The 15243-nt window shown below is 65.0% G+C and carries 12 protein-coding genes and 2 tRNA genes; 8 read left to right on the top strand and 6 right to left on the bottom strand.

The features are described 5' to 3' along the window. The first annotated feature begins 88 nt into the window (after nucleotides 1-88). Nucleotides 89-460, top strand: coding sequence for a tetratricopeptide repeat protein (locus ACG10_RS14405; protein ID WP_232487117.1), 372 nt, complete (start codon nucleotides 89-91; stop codon nucleotides 458-460). Between the two features lie 149 nt (nucleotides 461-609). On the opposite strand, the gene ACG10_RS14400 is transcribed toward ACG10_RS14405, so the two are convergent. The 3 genes from ACG10_RS14400 to rdgC all read right to left on the bottom strand — a co-directional run bounded on the left by ACG10_RS14400 (nucleotide 610) and on the right by rdgC (nucleotide 7011). Further along, on the bottom strand, nucleotides 610-1869 hold the full coding sequence (locus ACG10_RS14400; RefSeq protein ID WP_089168727.1) for an MgtC/SapB family protein: 1260 nt from the start codon (nucleotides 1867-1869) through the stop codon (nucleotides 610-612). Between the two features lie 66 nt (nucleotides 1870-1935). Continuing rightward, nucleotides 1936-5421, bottom strand: a complete 3486-nt coding sequence (locus ACG10_RS14395) for a hybrid sensor histidine kinase/response regulator (protein WP_089168726.1) — start codon at nucleotides 5419-5421, stop codon at nucleotides 1936-1938. Nucleotides 5422-6090: 669 nt separating this feature from the next. Continuing rightward, nucleotides 6091-7011, bottom strand: a complete 921-nt coding sequence (rdgC, locus tag ACG10_RS14390; RefSeq protein ID WP_089168725.1) for a recombination-associated protein RdgC — start codon at nucleotides 7009-7011, stop codon at nucleotides 6091-6093. A gap of 155 nt (nucleotides 7012-7166) precedes the next feature. Here rdgC and ACG10_RS14385 point away from each other — a divergent pair. The 6 genes from ACG10_RS14385 to ACG10_RS14360 all read left to right on the top strand — a co-directional run bounded on the left by ACG10_RS14385 (nucleotide 7167) and on the right by ACG10_RS14360 (nucleotide 9852). Beyond that, nucleotides 7167-7242: transfer RNA gene (locus ACG10_RS14385), tRNA-Val, on the top strand. A 12-nt stretch (nucleotides 7243-7254) separates the two neighbouring features. After that, a tRNA-Asp gene (locus ACG10_RS14380) sits at nucleotides 7255-7331 on the top strand. Nucleotides 7332-7575: 244 nt separating this feature from the next. Next, nucleotides 7576-8328: an FKBP-type peptidyl-prolyl cis-trans isomerase gene (locus tag ACG10_RS14375; protein ID WP_089168724.1), complete on the top strand. Its 753-nt coding sequence runs from the start codon at nucleotides 7576-7578 to the stop codon at nucleotides 8326-8328. A gap of 307 nt (nucleotides 8329-8635) precedes the next feature. After that, nucleotides 8636-9073: a YkvA family protein gene (locus ACG10_RS14370; protein WP_198318950.1), complete on the top strand. Its 438-nt coding sequence runs from the start codon at nucleotides 8636-8638 to the stop codon at nucleotides 9071-9073. A gap of 78 nt (nucleotides 9074-9151) precedes the next feature. Continuing rightward, on the top strand, nucleotides 9152-9493 hold the full coding sequence (locus ACG10_RS14365; protein ID WP_089168723.1) for a helix-turn-helix domain-containing protein: 342 nt from the start codon (nucleotides 9152-9154) through the stop codon (nucleotides 9491-9493). Continuing rightward, nucleotides 9490-9852: a hypothetical protein gene (locus ACG10_RS14360; RefSeq protein ID WP_039802933.1), complete on the top strand. Its 363-nt coding sequence runs from the start codon at nucleotides 9490-9492 to the stop codon at nucleotides 9850-9852. The genes ACG10_RS14365 and ACG10_RS14360 overlap by 4 nt, the downstream gene beginning before the upstream one ends. 112 nt (nucleotides 9853-9964) lie before the next feature. Here ACG10_RS14360 and ACG10_RS14355 read toward each other — a convergent pair whose 3' ends face one another. Beyond that, entirely contained in the window at nucleotides 9965-12046 is a 2082-nt protein-coding gene (locus ACG10_RS14355) for a carboxy terminal-processing peptidase (protein ID WP_039802935.1), read from the bottom strand. 125 nt (nucleotides 12047-12171) lie between these two features. Here ACG10_RS14355 and ACG10_RS14350 point away from each other — a divergent pair, with 125 nt between their 5' ends. Further along, entirely contained in the window at nucleotides 12172-13134 is a 963-nt protein-coding gene (locus ACG10_RS14350) for a zinc-binding dehydrogenase (RefSeq protein WP_089168722.1), read from the top strand. An 88-nt stretch (nucleotides 13135-13222) separates the two neighbouring features. Here the strand turns inward: ACG10_RS14350 and ACG10_RS14345 are convergent, their stop codons facing one another. Both ACG10_RS14345 and ACG10_RS14340 read right to left on the bottom strand, forming a co-directional pair. Further along, the gene (locus ACG10_RS14345) at nucleotides 13223-14512 is read right to left on the bottom strand and encodes a M18 family aminopeptidase (RefSeq protein WP_089168721.1); all 1290 of its coding nucleotides are present in this window, start codon (nucleotides 14510-14512) and stop codon (nucleotides 13223-13225) included. An 85-nt stretch (nucleotides 14513-14597) separates the two neighbouring features. Beyond that, a complete protein-coding gene (locus ACG10_RS14340) occupies nucleotides 14598-15233 on the bottom strand; it encodes an RluA family pseudouridine synthase (protein ID WP_089168720.1) in 636 nt (211 codons plus the stop codon). Nucleotides 15234-15243: the final 10 nt, after the last annotated feature.

The following is a 15243-nucleotide window of genomic DNA, read 5'->3' as shown; positions in this document are numbered from 1 at the left end:
AAAAGGAGTACAGTGCGCGCCTTCTCAAAATAGCCTGCTGTTCGCCATGAGAATTCGTGTCCAGTCCTCTTCGCCTGCCAGTGTCCAGATGCGTCTGCCGGTAAGGGTGGCATCCTGGCTGCTGGACAGTCCGGGTATCGGCAAGACCCATAGTGCCAAGCGTTTCGCCGGACATCTGCTCAAGCAGCCGGCGCGCCAGGGCGTGGTGGCTGCCCAGAGCCGTCTTGGTCGGCTGCTCTGTCGCGACTGCCGCACTCCCCGCGATCGTCGCTTTGGCCTCGAGCTGTTGCGCCAGGCTGCACGCGCTGGCGATATTCAGGCGCAGCTGGAGCTCGGCCGTCATTACTGCGAAGCGGGGCCGCTGGAGGTGCAGCAGGGGCGCTACTGGCTGGAGCAGGCGGCCGCCCAGGGTTCGGAGGAGGCCCTGCGACTGCTTGGCGGCCTCGTCGCGCCCTCCTGAGGGCTCGGCTCGGAGGATCGCCAGCCTGCCGCAGAGTCAGTTACTCCCTGCCCAGCGAGGTTTCCGGCGATCTGTCCAATCGGCTGCTCGGTGAGCGCCAGAGGGCTGCCGGCTGGTACGGTCCTGGCCGGCCAGTGCCGGCAGTTTCCTCACTGCAGCCAGAGCGTTGCCAGTCCGGCGAGCAGGCCGGCAGCGATCACCGGCAGGCTGAGCAGGGCTAGTCGGGGACCGCCGACCATGGCGATCAGTCCTCCCTTGACCAGACTGTTGCTCATGGCGGCGAGAAAGATGCCCTGCACTGCCACCCGATTATCCAGCTCGCCCAGGGCGTTGCGGGCCAGCGACAGGGTGATCGCATCCACGTCGGCCAGTCCGGCCAGCAGCGCCACCAGATAGACTCCGGCATCGCCCAGCCAGTAACGGCCCGCCTCCACCAGGAAGAGGATCAGCACCAGCAGCGCGGCGAAGCGCAGCGCCGGTCCCAGTTCGAAGGGATTCTGCAACGGCGGCTCGCCGTCGGTGGCCGACTCTCGTCTGGATCCGTAGTAATGAAAGAGGGCGCCCCCGGCATAGACCAGGGTGGTGACGCCCATCGGCCAGAGCAGGCTGCCGAGCAGGGCTGGGTTGATCACGCCGACCTCCAGCAGCACCCGCGGGAACATCAGCGCCGAGGTGGCCAGCAGGCCGCAGGCGAGCAGGCGGTGCAGTTGCACCTCCCGGTGCAGACGGGACAGGGTCAGGGTCATCGCGGTGGAGGACACCATCCCGCCGAGCAGGGAGGTGAGCAGCAGTCCGTGGCGGGTACCGACCAGGCGGATCGCTATATAGGCAGCGAAGCCGATGGCGGCGATCAGTACCACCATCCACCAGGTTTCGTAGGGGTTGAACGCCTGCCAGGGCCCATAGCCCCGGTTCGGCAGCACCGGTAGCAGCACTACGGAAATGAACAGCAGCTTCAGCATGCCGGACAGTTCCTGGGCAGTCAGCCGGCGCAGGGTAGTATGCAGGGCTTCCTTGAGGCTGAGCAGCAGGGCTACCACCACCGCGCCGGCGGCGGCCAGCGCCTGGTGCTCTTCGGTCTGCGCCAGGCTGCCGAGCAGGAAGGTCAGCAGCATGGCGATTTCGCTGGTCATGCCTTGGTCGCCGGTGTTGCGCAGGTCGCCGAGGTAGCCGGCCACCAGCAGCAGGCCGAACACCAGCAACAGGACGATCCAGGCGGCCATGCCCAGTTGCTCGCCGAACAGCGCCGCCATGCCGCCGAGCAGGCCGGTCAGGCCGAAGGTGCGAATGCCGGCAGCCAGGTGCGAATCGTCGATGTCGCGGGCACTCCAGCCGCGTTCGGTGCCGATCAGCAGACCGACGGCCAGGGCGACGGCCAGGTCGAGGAGGACATCGAGGTTGCTGGGCATGCCGGTGCTACTCGCGGAGGGGTGGGTGCGCGGTCCAGCGCTGAACGGGGCGTCGGCCGCCTCCGTTCAGCGCAGGGCCAGGTGGCGGCTGAGCAGGGCGCGCAGCGCTGCCGGCTTGACCGGCTTGCCCAGGTAGTCGAGGCCGGTGGCATGGATCTTGGCCACGGTTTCGGGTCGCGCGTCGGCGCTGATCACCACGCCGGGCAGCGGCTTGCCGAGGCGGGTGCGCAGCCAGGCCATCAGCTCGGTGCCGGTTTCGCCCTGGTCGAGGTGATAGTCCACCAGTGCCACCTGTGGGCGCAGCTCGCCCTCCAGCAGCTGCTCGCACTCCAGGCGATTGCGCGCCGTCCACACTTGGCAGCCCCAGCGCGAGAGCAGGCTGTGCATGGCGGTGAGGATGCTGTCCTCGTTGTCCACGCAGAGGACCTGAGCGCCGGCCAGGGTGTGGGCATTGAGCGGCAGCGTGCCGTCGGACTTGGCCGTGACGGCAGGGGCGACGCTGCGGGCCAGCGGGACGGTGACGCTGAACACGCTGCCCTTGCCGAGCCAGGAGCGCACTTCCAGCCGATGGTTGAGTACGCGGCAAAGGCCATCGGCGATCGCCAGGCCTAGGCCGAGGCCTTTTTCCGCACGGGTCTGGTGGCTGTCCAGGCGTTTGAACTCCTCGAAGATCTCCTGGCGCTTGTCTTCCGGGATGCCCGGGCCGCGGTCCCAGACCTCCAGGCGCAGCTGGTCGCCCTGGCGGCGCACTCCCAGCAGCACATGGCCCTTGGCGTAGCGGAAGGCGTTGGTGAGGAAGTTCTGCAGCACCCGGCGCAGCAGTTTCATGTCGCTGTTGATGCGCAGGCGGCTGCTGCGCAGGTGGAAGTCGATGCCCTGTTCCTGAGCCAGTGCCTTGAATTCGGTGCCTAGGGTGTCGAACAGGTCGGCGATGGGGAAGTTGGTGCGCTCCGTGGTGATGCGCCCGCTTTCCAGGCGGGAGACGTCCAGCAGGTCGGTGATCAAGTCCTCGGCCGAGCGCAGCGAGCAGTCCAGGTGCCGCACCAGCTTCTGTGCCTCGGGCGGCAGGACAGGGTCCTGATGGGCGAGGGACGCGGCGAACAGGCGCGCAGCATTGAGCGGCTGCATCAGGTCGTGGCTGACCGCGGCGAGGAAGCGGGTCTTCGACTGGTTGGCCGATTCGGCATGGGCCTTGGCCTCGACCAGCGCTTGGTTCAGCTTGGAGAGTTCCTGGGTCCGCTCGGCCACGCGTTGCTCGAGGCCTTCGTTGGCCTCCTTGAGAGCACGCTCGGCTTCACGGAACTCGGTGATGTCGGTGAAGCTGGTGACGAAGCCGCCGCCAGGCATGGGATTGCCGATCAGCTCGATGACCCGGCCGTTGGGGAACAGCCGTTCGAAGGTGTGCGGCGTGCCCAGGCGCATCCAGTACAGCCGTTTGCTGACATGTTCCTCCACATCGCCCGAACCGAGCAGGCCGCGTTCGGCGTTGTAGCGGATCAGGTCGGCGATCGGCCGGCCGACGTAGATCAGGCCTTCCGGATAGTCGAACAACTCCAGGTAACGGCGGTTCCACGCCACCAGACGCAGAGAACCGTCGATCACGCTGATGCCCTGGGTGATGTTCTCGATGGCACCCTGCAGCAGGGCGCGATTGAACTGCAGCACCTCGGAGGCCTCGTCGACGATGCGCACCACATCCTCGACTTGCATTTCCCGCCCTTCGATGGCCGCCTTGACCACCGCTCGGGTCGAGGAGGCGCCAAGCACCCCGGCGAGCAGGCGCTCGGTGTGATCGATCCACTCGCTGGTCGCCGCCTGGTTGGGATTGAACTCCTTGCCCTGGCGTAGGGCGAAGCGCTCGAACTTCCGGCGCGCATGCTCCTCGCCGACGAAGCGCGCGGCGAGTTCGAGCAGATCCTGCACCTGCACCGCGAGTAGGGACCGGCCGCCGGAGCGCCGGTTGATTTCCTGGCCGACGAAGCGGCTGGCCTGCCAGTGCTCGGAAACGCGGGTACGCGAGAGCATGGAGACGATAGCGAAGACTGCCCAGTTGCCGGCCAGCGAGATCAGCATCCCCAAGGTAATCGAAGTGATCGGCAGGCCCAGCGGTCGGCTCGCCAGCCACTCGAGGCCGGGGAGTTCGCGCAGTGGCCAGCCCATGCGCTGGGCGATCAGCGGCAGGACCAGGGTATAGCTCCACAGCAGCGCGCCGGTGGCGAGCCCGGCGAATACGCCGCGGCGGTTGGCCTGCTTCCAGTACAGCGCGCCGAGCATGGCCGGTGTCAGCTGGGAGATCGCGGCGAAGGCGAGCTGGCCGATGGTCGCCAGGCTGGTGGTAGGGCCAAGCAGGCGATAGATGACATAGGCCAGCAGCAGGATGCCGACGATGCTGGCCCGGCGCACGCTGAGCATCCAGTGACGGAAGGCTTCGAAGGGGCGCTCGGTGCTTTTGCGACGCAGCAGCCAGGGCAGCATGATGTCGTTGGAGAGCATGGTGGAGAGTGCCACGCTGGCGACGATGACCATGCCGGTGGCGGCCGAGGCGCCGCCGATGAAGGCCAGCAGCGCCAGTGCCGGGTGGTGCTCGGCCAGGGGCAGGCTGATCACGAAGGTGTCGGGAATGATTCCGGCCGGCAGGCGCAGCTGACCGGCCAGGGCGATGGGGATCACGAACAGGGCGGCGAGCACCAGGTACAGCGGAAACACCCAGCGTGCCAGGCGCAGGTCGTGTGGCTCGGTGTTTTCCACTACGGTCACATGGAACTGTCGCGGCAGGCAAACTATTGCCATCATCGCTACGCCGGTCTGCACCAGCAGCGCCGGCCAGTTCGTCCCCTTGTCCCAGAATTCCGCCAGCTGCGGGGCGGACTTGGCCTCCTCGAGCAGGTGGTCGAATCCGTCGTACAGGCCGTAGGTGACGAAGGCGCCCACCGCGAGGAAGGCGAACAGCTTGACCAGCGATTCGAAGGCGATGGCCAGCATCATGCCGCGATGGTGTTCGGTAACGTCCAGGGTGCGGGTGCCGAACAGGATGGTGAACAGTGCCAGGCACAGGGTTACCACCAGCGCCGTGTCCTGGGCGCGGGTGCCGGTGCTGTCCGGTCCGGCACCGATCAGCAGGTTGACGCCGAGCACGATGCCTTTCAGCTGCAGGGCGATGTAGGGGAGCACGCTGACCATGCAGATGAGAGTGACCACCACTGCCAGCGGTTGCGACTTACCATAGCGCGCGGCAATGAAGTCGGCGATGGAGGTGATGTTTTCCTGCTTGCTGATCATCACCATTTTCTGCAGCATCCACGGCGCGAAGAGCAGCAGCAGTACCGGACCGAGGTAGATCGGCAGGAAGTCCCAGAGCTGTTCGGTGGCCTGGCCGACCGCGCCGAAGAAGGTCCAGCTGGTGCAGTACACGGCCAGCGAGAGGCTGTAGACCCAGGCGCGCATGCGCGGTGGCAGGGGCGCGTTGCGGCGGTCGCCGTAGAAGGCGATGGCGAAGAGTGTGGCCATGTAGGCCAGGGCGGCCAGAGTGATCACCCCGATGGACAACGACATGTTAGCTCCAAACAAAGCGGTAGCTCCCGGGACGGCTTGACTACATCAAGTGTGGCCCGCCGAGCATTTTCGGCAATGGCGAAAAAATCGTCCGGGAGTTGAGAGTCTTGCAGCAAAACGCCCCGTGATCCGCGGTTTGCGACCAAGGTAGCAAGCGACCTGCTGTCACTTGCGGGGATCTGTCGCACCCCGTTGATCTGCACTGGTCGGCACTTGCCCGCAGGGCTGCCTGGGTCTCTGGTAAGACTACGCCATCTGCGATTCATTTCAGGAGTTCGGCGAAGATGAGCCCCCATTCGCATTTGGCGCTATTGTGCAAGTGGTCGATCGTGCAGCTGTAGCTGGAGCATCATGAGCCGATGGGGCAACGCCCCGGGGGGAATAGGTACCGCCCTGGCCATCCTCGGCGGTACTATCGGTGCCGGACTACGGGGGCGGTGGCTCTACGGACGCTTGGTCCGGACTGGCACGTCTTTCCGCCGGTTCTGGACAATCCTGCCTCTTGGCTGCTGGAGCGGCCGTGCACCGTGTCACGTTCGCGGCTCGGCAACCTGCTGGTTCTTCGGCGCGACCTGGCTGACGCAGACCCCGGCGCTTTCTCGAGGGCAATTCCTGGGCTGGCTGTTGGGTCAGGAGCGCCGGCGGACGGCCGGCGCCGGCCGGTAGGGGTCAGATGCCCTGGGGGATTTCCTCCCCGCCGAGGGCCTCGAACAGCGCCGGGAGGAACTCGGCGAAGGTCATCATCATCAGGGTGAAGCTGGCATCCAGCTGGGCGAGGGCGTCGTCGCCGCCATCCTGCTCGGCCTGCTCCTGCAGCAGATCCTCGAAACGCAGGCGCTTGATCGCCACCTTGTCGTCGAGGACGAAGGACAGCTTGTCCTGCCAGGCCAGCGCCAACTGGGTGACCAGCTTGCCGGTGCTCAGGTGCAACTGGATCTCCTCGCCGGTCAGGTCCTGACGCTTGCAGCGGACCACGCCGCCATCCTCGTGGGTATCGCGCAGCTCGCACTCGTCGAGCACATGGAAGTCCGCGGCGGCCTGCTGGGCCTTGACCCAGTTGGTGAGGGTGGCGCTCGGTGCAGTCTTCACGCCCAGCGGCCGCACCGGCAGCGAGCCGATGGCCTCGCGCAGGGTGGAGAGCAGGTCCTCGGCTTTCTTGGCGCTGGAGGTGTCGACCAGGATCAGCCCCTGTTTGGGCATGATCGCCGCGAAGGTGGTGGCGCGGCGAATGAAGGCGCGCGGCAGGAAGGTCTGGACGATGTCCTCCTTGATCCGGTCACGCTCCTTCTTGTAGACCTTGCGCATCTGTTCGGCCTCGATTTCCTCGACCTTTTCCTGAAGCGCGTCGCGCACCACGCTGCCGGGCAGGATGCGCTCCTCCTTGCGTGCCGCGATCAGCAGGAAGTCCTGGCTGGCGTGGACCAGGGGCGCATCCTCGCCCTTGCCGAAGGGGGCGGCGAAACCGTAGGTCGCCAGTTCCTGGCTGGCGCAGGAGCGGGCTGGCTTGGCTGCCAGCGCCTCTTCCAGTGTTTCGGTGGCGAAGGGGACATCCTGGGTGAGGCGATAGACGAGCAGGTTGCGGAACCACATGGGGCTGGCGATCTCCGTTGCACAAAGCACGCATTATTCTCTCCCCGAACCGGGGGGCCAACCCTAACCCTTTGGAACATCTGAAAATTTTTTTTCATCGAGGGGTTGCCAAGGTGAAACCAGCTCTCTAGAATGCGCCCCACTTCGAGAGTGAAGGGTGATTAGCTCAGCTGGGAGAGCATCTGCCTTACAAGCAGAGGGTCGGCGGTTCGATCCCGTCATCACCCACCATCGAGGTTATGCGCAGCGGTAGTTCAGTCGGTTAGAATACCGGCCTGTCACGCCGGGGGTCGCGGGTTCGAGTCCCGTCCGCTGCGCCACATCAAATCGCCATGCTGGACAGAGCTTGGCGAAACGAAGAAGGCGGCCATTTGGCCGCCTTTTTCGTTTTGCAGACCGCCTGGGCCGGGGCATTCAGATGGTCTCGGGCATCCCGCCAGCTCCCTTCGAAAACCTGAACTTATCGCTGTTGCCGGGCTCCTATCTCCGTAGCCAGTGGTCGCGGCCGCCTGTTAAGCTTTCGCCTTCACTGATAGCCCTATGGCGAACGAACAAGGAAACAGCATGAGACAACATCGGTTGGCCGCTGCGATGGCCTTGGTGGGTCTGGTTCTTTCGGGTTGCGATTCGCAAACCAATGTGGAACTCAAGACTCCCGCACAGAAGGCCTCCTACGGTATCGGCCTGAACATGGGCAAGAGTCTGGCCCAAGAGGGCATGGATGATCTGGACTCGAAGGCGGTGGCCCAGGGTATCGAGGATGCGATTGGCAAGAAGGAACAGCGCCTGAGCGACGAGGAGCTGATCGAGGCCTTCGCTGCCCTGCAGAAGCGGGCCGAGGAGCGCATGGCGGCTCTTGGCGAAGAGAATGCCAAGGCCGGCAAGAAGTTCCTCGAGGAGAACGCCAAGCGTCAGGGCGTGACCACCACGGCGTCCGGCCTGCAGTACGAGGTGCTGAAGAAGACCGAGGGCGCCCAGCCCAAGCCCAACGATGTGGTGACTGTGCACTATGAGGGTCGTCTGACCGACGGCACGGTGTTCGACAGCTCCATCGAGCGCGGAAGTCCCATCGACCTGCCGGTCAGCGGCGTTATCCCCGGCTGGGTCGAAGGCCTGCAACTGATGCATGTCGGCGAAAAGTTCAAGCTGTACATTCCTAGTGAGCTGGCCTATGGCGAGCAGAGCCCCAGCCCTTCTATCCCGGCCAATTCGGTGCTGGTGTTCGAACTGGAACTGCTGGGCATCAAGGATCAGCCGACCGAGCAGGAAGCTGAGCCCGAACCCGAAGCAGGGCAGGCTGAAGCCCAGGGCGAGTGAGTCGGGAACGCCTCAAGACAACGCTCCGCTTCGTGTGGGGCGTTTTCATTTCTGCAAGAGAGTCATGCTGCTGAGTTTTATACGCATTGTCGTTATTTGCCGCCTTTCGTTGATATCGCTTCTGTCTATTTACGACGAATCCTCAACTTTCTGATTCAAATTGGTTTTTTCATGAGTTGGAAAATGTCCGATTTGTTGTCGAGGCGCATGCTGCGGAATTTTGCCAAGCTGTTATAGCCTTTGCCCACATCGTTGCCGACAGACTTTGTGGGTAAGTCGGGAAATCGCACCTTGCGGAGTGACGATCATGAAAACACCCTGGTTTTTCTTTCGATTTCTTCGTCTTGCCCGATCCTTGCTGGCTGACGGACGGCTGAGCGAGTTCCTGCTGGATGTGGCGCGCAAACGAGAGCGCAAGGGCCGATGGCTGGCTGGTATCCAAGAGGAGTTGCGCCTGCTGCAAATGCTCTGTCTGGCCTGGTGGCGTGGTGAATACCGGCAGATCAGTCAGCAGGCGTTGCTCGCAGCGGTCGCCGGGTTGCTGTATTTCCTGTCTCCGCTGGATGTGATTCCAGACTGGTTGCTCGGTCTGGGGTTTCTCGACGACATCGCGGTACTTGCCTGGGTGGTGCGCAGCTGGCGCGGTGAGTTGGAGGCTTTCCGTGCCTGCTTGGCTGCCCAGTCGCCACAGCGCCAGGTGGAACTGGAGCGGCTGCCGGCCGCAAGCCGTCCGGAAGGACGCTGATTCGCGCTGCTCTGTTCCTCGGTTGCAGAGGGCGTGAGTTCGGGTGGCAGACAATTTGTCAACATTCGGATCGGATCGATGCACGAGAAGAAAAGTACCAACGTTCAAGTGATCATGCGCGATGGCGAAGCGGAGTATGCCGTGCTGCCCTGGGCCGACTACCAGGCCTTGCTGAGGGCTGCCGGGCAGGGTGGCGAGGTGCCTGAGAGGCCCGCGCCGCCTGCTGTGACTCCGACCCTTGCGGAATTGGTTGCCCTGCGCGAAGCTCAAAACATGTCGCAGGAGCAACTGGCCAGAGCCGTGGGCATCAGTCCGTCTTATCTGGGCATGATAGAGACGGGTGAGCGACAGCCGGATTCCGCGATCCGGCGTGCCTTGGCGCGGGTCTTGGGCATTGCGGAATGGGAGGAGGATTCTTGACCATTCGCATCAGTCGCCAGCACTGGCAGGCGCTGCTGGGCGAACTGGATGACGCGCGTCAGAGCCGGCATCTGCTGACCTATCGCGCGCTGATCGAGCGCCTGCAACTGCCGCCGCCAGCCATGCAGACGCTGGCTGCCGCGCTGGAGCACCTGGCGGCCCTGGATGCGCGTGCCGAACGGCCACTGCGCAGCTCGCTGGTCATCAGTCAGGGGGCCAGCCGTCTGCCGCGTCCCGGCTTCTTCGACTGTGTAGCGCGACTGGGGCGCTTTTCGGGGGCTCCCGATGGTGCGGCGGCCGCGTCCTGGCATGCAGCGGAGGTGGTGCGGGTCTTCGAGTTCAGTTACGAGGAGCGATGAAGGGCATGGATAGGCTGTATGACGTGTTATCGCCGGCTTCCGGCAGGTTTTGCCAGCAGTGAAAAAGAACGGGGCTGCATGAGCGGCCCCGCTTTGTATCGGCCCGAGCGTATCAGTGTTTGGCGAGGGAAGCGCTGAGGCCCAGGTAGTCGAGCAGGATGCGTCCGGTTTCTGCCAGATAGGCATCGTCTTCAGGCTTCTTGCTTTTGTCGTCCGTCAGCGGCAGGGCGTTTTCGTCCTCTTCCTTCAGTTCGGTCAGGAGTTCCTCTCCCTTGGCCTTGCGTCGCTCGTTTTCGATGGCCAGTTGCCTGGACTCGATGGAGTCGCGTTGGGCGCGCCGCTTGCTCTCGTTCAGGCTGACGCTGGTTTCCTGCATCAGCTGCCGGCTCAGGTCGAGACGATTGCGGGTGAAGACAAAGTCGGGATCCTGCGCCGTGCGGTGGTCGTGACGAGCCTTGAGTTCGTTTAGATACGGCTTGAAGGGGTCGGCCTCCGGGCGAATCGCCGGGCGGATGCTGTCCCAGGGCATGGCTTCCGGCAGGGCGCTTTCGCCGATTTCCTTGGTGTCGACCTCGTCCGGATAGCTGATGTCCGGAATCACGCCCTGATGCTGGGTGCTCTGCCCGGAAACCCGGTAGAACTTGGCCAGGGTCAGCTTCAGTTCGCCGTGGTTGAGCGGCTGAATGGTCTGCACCGTGCCCTTCCCGAAGGTCTGGCCGCCGATGATCAGGGCGCGATGATAGTCCTGCATGGCACCGGCGAAGATCTCCGAAGCCGAGGCGGAAAGGCGGTTGACCAGCACCGCCATCGGGCCGGTGTAGTAGGTGCCTTTGTTCTCATCGGCGAGTACGTCGACTCGGCCGTCGTTGTTGCGGACCAGCACGGTAGGACCCTGTTCGATGAACAGGCCGGTCAGCTCGGTGGCTTCCTGCAGCGAGCCGCCACCGTTGTTGCGCAGGTCGATGACCACGCCATCGACCTTTTCCGCCTTCAGTTCGCTGAGCAGGCGCTTCACGTCGCGGGTAGTGCTCTTGTAGTTGGGGTCGCCTGCGCGGAACGCCTTGAAGTCCAGGTAGAAGGCCGGGATTTCGATCACGCCGAGCTTGTAGGAGTGTCCTTCGTGGGGCAACTCGAGCACGGACTTCTTCGCGGCCTGTTCTTCCAGCTTGACCGCTTCGCGGGTGATGGCCACCACCTTGCTGGTTTCGTCGTTGGGAGCGTTGCTGGCCGGAATGATCTCCAGGCGCACCACCGAGCCCTTGGGGCCGCGGATCAGCTTGACCACCTCGTCCAGGCGCCAGCCGATCACGTCGACCATTTCGCCGTTGGCCTGGGCGACGCCGACGATCTTGTCCGCGGGCGCGAGCTGCTTGCTCTTCTCCGCCGGGCCGGCCGGTACCAGGCGAACCACCTTGACGTGCTCGTTGTCGCTTTGCAGCACTGCGCCGATGCCCTCGAGCGACAGGCTCATGTTGATGTCGAAGTTTTCCGCGTTGTCCGGCGACAGATAGTTGGTGTGCGGGTCGTAGGTCTGCGCGAAGGCATTGATGTAGGTCTGGAAAATGTCTTCGCTGCGGGTCTGCTCCAGGCGCGACAGCTGGTTGCGGTAGCGCTTGATGAGCAGTTCCTGAATCGCCTTCGGCTCCTTGCCGGCGATCTTCATGCGCAGCACCTCGTCCTTCAGGCGCTTGCGCCAGAGGTCGTCGAGGGCGGCCTTGTCCTTCGCCCAGGGGGCGTTCTCGCGGTCGATCAGCAGGTGCTCGTCGCGGGCGAAGTCGAAGCTGTCCACGCCCTTCTCGAGCAGGCTCAGGGTAAAGTGCAGGTGCTCCTCCAGACGGGTGAGGTGGCGCTTGTAGATGGTGAAGCCGGGCTGCAGGTCGCCGCCTTTCAGGAGGTCGTCGAACTGGGTGCGCCAGCGGTCGAATTCGGCGATATCTGCCGCGGTGAAATAGCTGCGGGCCGGATCGAGCAGCTTGAGGTAGCTTTCATAGATCTTTTCCGAGCGCGCATCGTTGAGTGGCGGTTTGCTGTAGTGATGGCGCTTGAGCAGCTCCACCACGTTCAGGCTGGCGATCACCTGGTCACGGTCCGGTTGCAGGGCGTCCCAGTTGCCGGCGTCAGCAGTCTGGGCCAGCAGCGAAGCACTGAGGCCGAGGGTGAAGGCGAGGAGAGTGCTGGGGAGAAGGCGCTTCATGTCATTCGACTAGTGGGGGAGTGATAACGCATATTAGGCCGTCAGGCAGGGTCCCGGGTTCCTTTCTTGATGGAAGGGAGCAGGGCCTACGGCAAATTGACTCAGGGACCTACTATGGAGGCAGCATGAAGGCATTGCAAGGTATCGAGGGAAGTGTGGAGTGGGTCGAGCGGCCTGCGCTTTCCTGTGACGTGGGGCAAATCAGGATTCGTGTGGCGGCGGCCGGCCTGAACCGGGCCGATCTTCTGCAGCGTGCCGGGCTCTATCCGCCCCCGCCTGGCGCCAGCGACGTGCTCGGGCTGGAGTGCGCCGGCGTGGTCAGCGAGGTCGGGGCGGGCAGCCACTGGCAGGTTGGTGACCGGGTCTGTGCGCTGCTGGCCGGTGGCGGCATGGCCGAGGAGGTGGTGATCGACGGACGGCATGTCCTGCCGGTTCCGGAGGGACTGTCGCTGGTCGAGGCAGCGGTGTTGCCGGAGGTCTATGCCACCGCCTGGCTCAACCTGTTCAAGCTGGGTGCTCTCAAGGCGGGAGAGAAGGTGTTGATCCACGCCGGAGCCAGCGGGGTCGGCTCGGCGGGCATCCAGCTGTGCAAGGCATTCGGCAATCCCTGCTGGGTCAGCGTCGGCTCTCCCGAGCGCCTGGCCTACTGCGAGTCGCTGGGGGCGCAGGGCGGCGTGCTGCGCACCCAGGATCTCGAGGGGCTGCGCGACTTCGCCCCCTTCGACGTGATCCTCGACCCCATCGGCGCGCGTTACGCGGCATTGGATCTGGACGTGCTGGCGCGCGACGGGCGCTGGGTGATCATCGGCTTGATGGGCGGGCGCGAGGCGCAGCTGGATCTGGCCAAGGTGCTGGGCAAGCGGGTACAGCTGATCGGTTCGACCCTGCGCAACCGCGACGATGCCTTCAAGGGCGAGCTGATCGACGAGCTGCGCCGGCAGGTCTGGCCGCTGTTCGCCGAGAAGCGCCTCGATCCGCGTCTGGAGCACAGCTTCGCCGCCAAGGATGTCGGCGCGGCGTTCGAGATGCTGGCCAGCAACACCGTGTCCGGCAAGGTGGCGCTGGTGATTGACGACACTCTGGTTTGAGCCGGAGGGTGACTGACCCTGCTCCGGGGGTTGACCGCCGCTCCGTCCGGCCCTGCTCCCGGAAGGAGCAGGGAGAGGGCTGGAGCCGTCAGGGCAGTGCCGGACTCGAATAGAAGGCCGTCAGGACCTTCACCAGATGCGTCAGGTCATGGCTGCCGGCCAGCTCGCGAATGGAGTGCATGGCGAAGGTCGGCAGGCCGATGTCGACGGTGCGCACGCCGAGCCGGCTGGCGGTGATCGGGCCGATGGTCGAGCCGCAGCCCAGGTCGCTGCGCACCACGAAGCTCTGCACCGGAACCTCGACGTCGAAGCACAGGTGACGGAAGAAGCCGGCGGTTTCGCTGCTGGTGGCGTAGCGCTGGTTGCTGTTGACCTTGATCACCGGGCCGGCGTTGAGCTTCGGACCATGGTTGGCGTCGTGGCGGTCGGCGTAGTTGGGATGCACGCCGTGGGCGTTGTCGGCGGAAACCAGCAGGGATTGCTGCATGATCCGCACGAAGGCATCGCCATCCGGCAGCAGGCGGCCGAGCACCTGTTCGAGGAAGGGGCCATCGGCGCCACAGGTGGAGCAGGAGCCGATCTCCTCGTGGTCGGTACAGACCAGCACGCAGTTTTCCGTGTCGCCGGCAGCGAGCAGGGCCTGCAGGCCAGCATGGCAGGACAGCAGGTTGTCGAGGCGGGCGCCGGCGATGAAGTCCTGGTTCAGGCCGATCAGCGCCGCGCCTTGGGTATCGTAGAAGCAGAGTTCGTAATCCAGCACCACGTCGGCGTTGATCTCGTGCTCGCGCTGCAGTTGCTCGGCCAGCAGGGCGCGGAAGTCGCCCCGTTCGTCGCCGGCGACCTGCGCGAGGATGGGCGGCAGTTCGTTCTGCGCGTTGATTGCCCAGCCCTGGTTGGCCTCGCGATTGAGATGGATCGCCAGGTTGGGAATGATCGCGATCGGCTGCTTGAAGTCGATCAGCTGACTCTCGACGCGGCCGGCGCGGCGGAAGGTCACCCGGCCGGCCAGCGACAGATCGCGGTCGAACCAGGGGGCGAGCAGGACACCGCCGTAGACCTCCACGCCAAGCTGCCAGAAGCCCTGGCGGCTCAGTTCCGGCTGCGGCTTGACGCGCAGGCAGGGGCTGTCGGTGTGGGCGCCGACCAGCCGCAGGCCGCCCTCCAGCGGCGAGCGCCGGCCGAGCTGGATGGCGATGATCGAGGAATCGTTGCGGGTGACGTAGTAGCGTCCGCCGGGCTGGGCCGGCCAGGCTTCGCGCTCGTCCAGGCGCTGGTAGCCGGCGGATTCGAGGCGCTGGGCCAGGCTGGCGCAGGCGTGGAAGGGGGTGGGGGATGCCTTGAGGAAGTCGATCAGGCCCTGGTTGAGTTCTGTACGCATAGTGGACTCCGGACAGCGTTGCGGCGGAGTGTATCGAAAAGGGCGCCGGGCTGCAGTCAGACGTCCGGCGCGTGGGGCGAGGCGTTCAGAACGGTGCAGGGCTTTCGAAGCGCAGGCGCTCGCCGCTCTGCGGGTGGCCGAGGACCAGCAGGCTGGCATGCAGGCACAGGCGCCCGGCGGCGGCCAGGGCCTCGTCGTGGGCATAGAGGCGGTCGCCCAGCAGTGGGTGGCCGATGGACAGCATGTGCACGCGCAACTGGTGGGAGCGGCCGGTGATCGGCGTCAGTTCGACACGGCTGTAGTGGCCGCAACGCTCCAGCACCCGCCAGAAGGTCAGGGCGTGGCGGCCCAGTTCATGGTCGACCACATGGCGCGGCTTGGTCGGCGGATCGTAGCGCAGCGGCAGCTCGATGCGTCCGCTGTCGGCTTCCGGTTCGCCCCAGCAGAGCGCGGTATAGGCCTTCTCGGTTTCCCGGTCGTGGAACTGGCGGGACAGCTCGCGGTGGCTGTCGGCGTCGCGGGCCAGCACGATCAGGCCGGAGGTTTCCCAGTCGAGACGATGCACGATGCGCGCCTCGGGGTAGCCGTTGTCCTGCAGGCGGGTGACCAGGCAGTCCCGGTTGTCTTCGGCGCGGCCCGGCACCGAGAGCAGCAGGGTGGGCTTGTTGATCACCAGCAGGGCCTCGTCCTGGTGGACGATTTCGATGTTCGACAGGGGCATCGGGATATCC

The sequence above is a fragment of the Azotobacter chroococcum genome (genome assembly GCF_002220155.1).
GTDB lineage: Bacteria > Pseudomonadota > Gammaproteobacteria > Pseudomonadales > Pseudomonadaceae > Azotobacter > Azotobacter chroococcum.
This window is presented reverse-complemented; position numbering and strand designations above follow the sequence as displayed.

Excerpts from the sequence above, each read along its gene's own strand:
- ACG10_RS14365 (WP_089168723.1), top strand. The coding sequence starts at position 9,152 with ATGCACGAGAAGAAAAGTACCAACGTTCAAGTGATCATGCGCGATGGC.
- ACG10_RS14350 (WP_089168722.1), top strand. The coding sequence starts at position 12,172 with ATGAAGGCATTGCAAGGTATCGAGGGAAGTGTGGAGTGGGTCGAGCGG.
- ACG10_RS14375 (WP_089168724.1), top strand. The coding sequence starts at position 7,576 with ATGAGACAACATCGGTTGGCCGCTGCGATGGCCTTGGTGGGTCTGGTT.
- ACG10_RS14355 (WP_039802935.1), bottom strand. The coding sequence starts at position 12,046 with ATGAAGCGCCTTCTCCCCAGCACTCTCCTCGCCTTCACCCTCGGCCTC.
- ACG10_RS14405 (WP_232487117.1), top strand. The coding sequence starts at position 89 with ATGCGTCTGCCGGTAAGGGTGGCATCCTGGCTGCTGGACAGTCCGGGT.
- ACG10_RS14345 (WP_089168721.1), bottom strand. The coding sequence starts at position 14,512 with ATGCGTACAGAACTCAACCAGGGCCTGATCGACTTCCTCAAGGCATCC.
- ACG10_RS14340 (WP_089168720.1), bottom strand. The coding sequence starts at position 15,233 with ATGCCCCTGTCGAACATCGAAATCGTCCACCAGGACGAGGCCCTGCTG.
- rdgC (WP_089168725.1), bottom strand. The coding sequence starts at position 7,011 with ATGTGGTTCCGCAACCTGCTCGTCTATCGCCTCACCCAGGATGTCCCC.
- ACG10_RS14370 (WP_198318950.1), top strand. The coding sequence starts at position 8,636 with ATGAAAACACCCTGGTTTTTCTTTCGATTTCTTCGTCTTGCCCGATCC.
- ACG10_RS14395 (WP_089168726.1), bottom strand. The coding sequence starts at position 5,421 with ATGTCGTTGTCCATCGGGGTGATCACTCTGGCCGCCCTGGCCTACATG.
- ACG10_RS14400 (WP_089168727.1), bottom strand. The coding sequence starts at position 1,869 with ATGCCCAGCAACCTCGATGTCCTCCTCGACCTGGCCGTCGCCCTGGCC.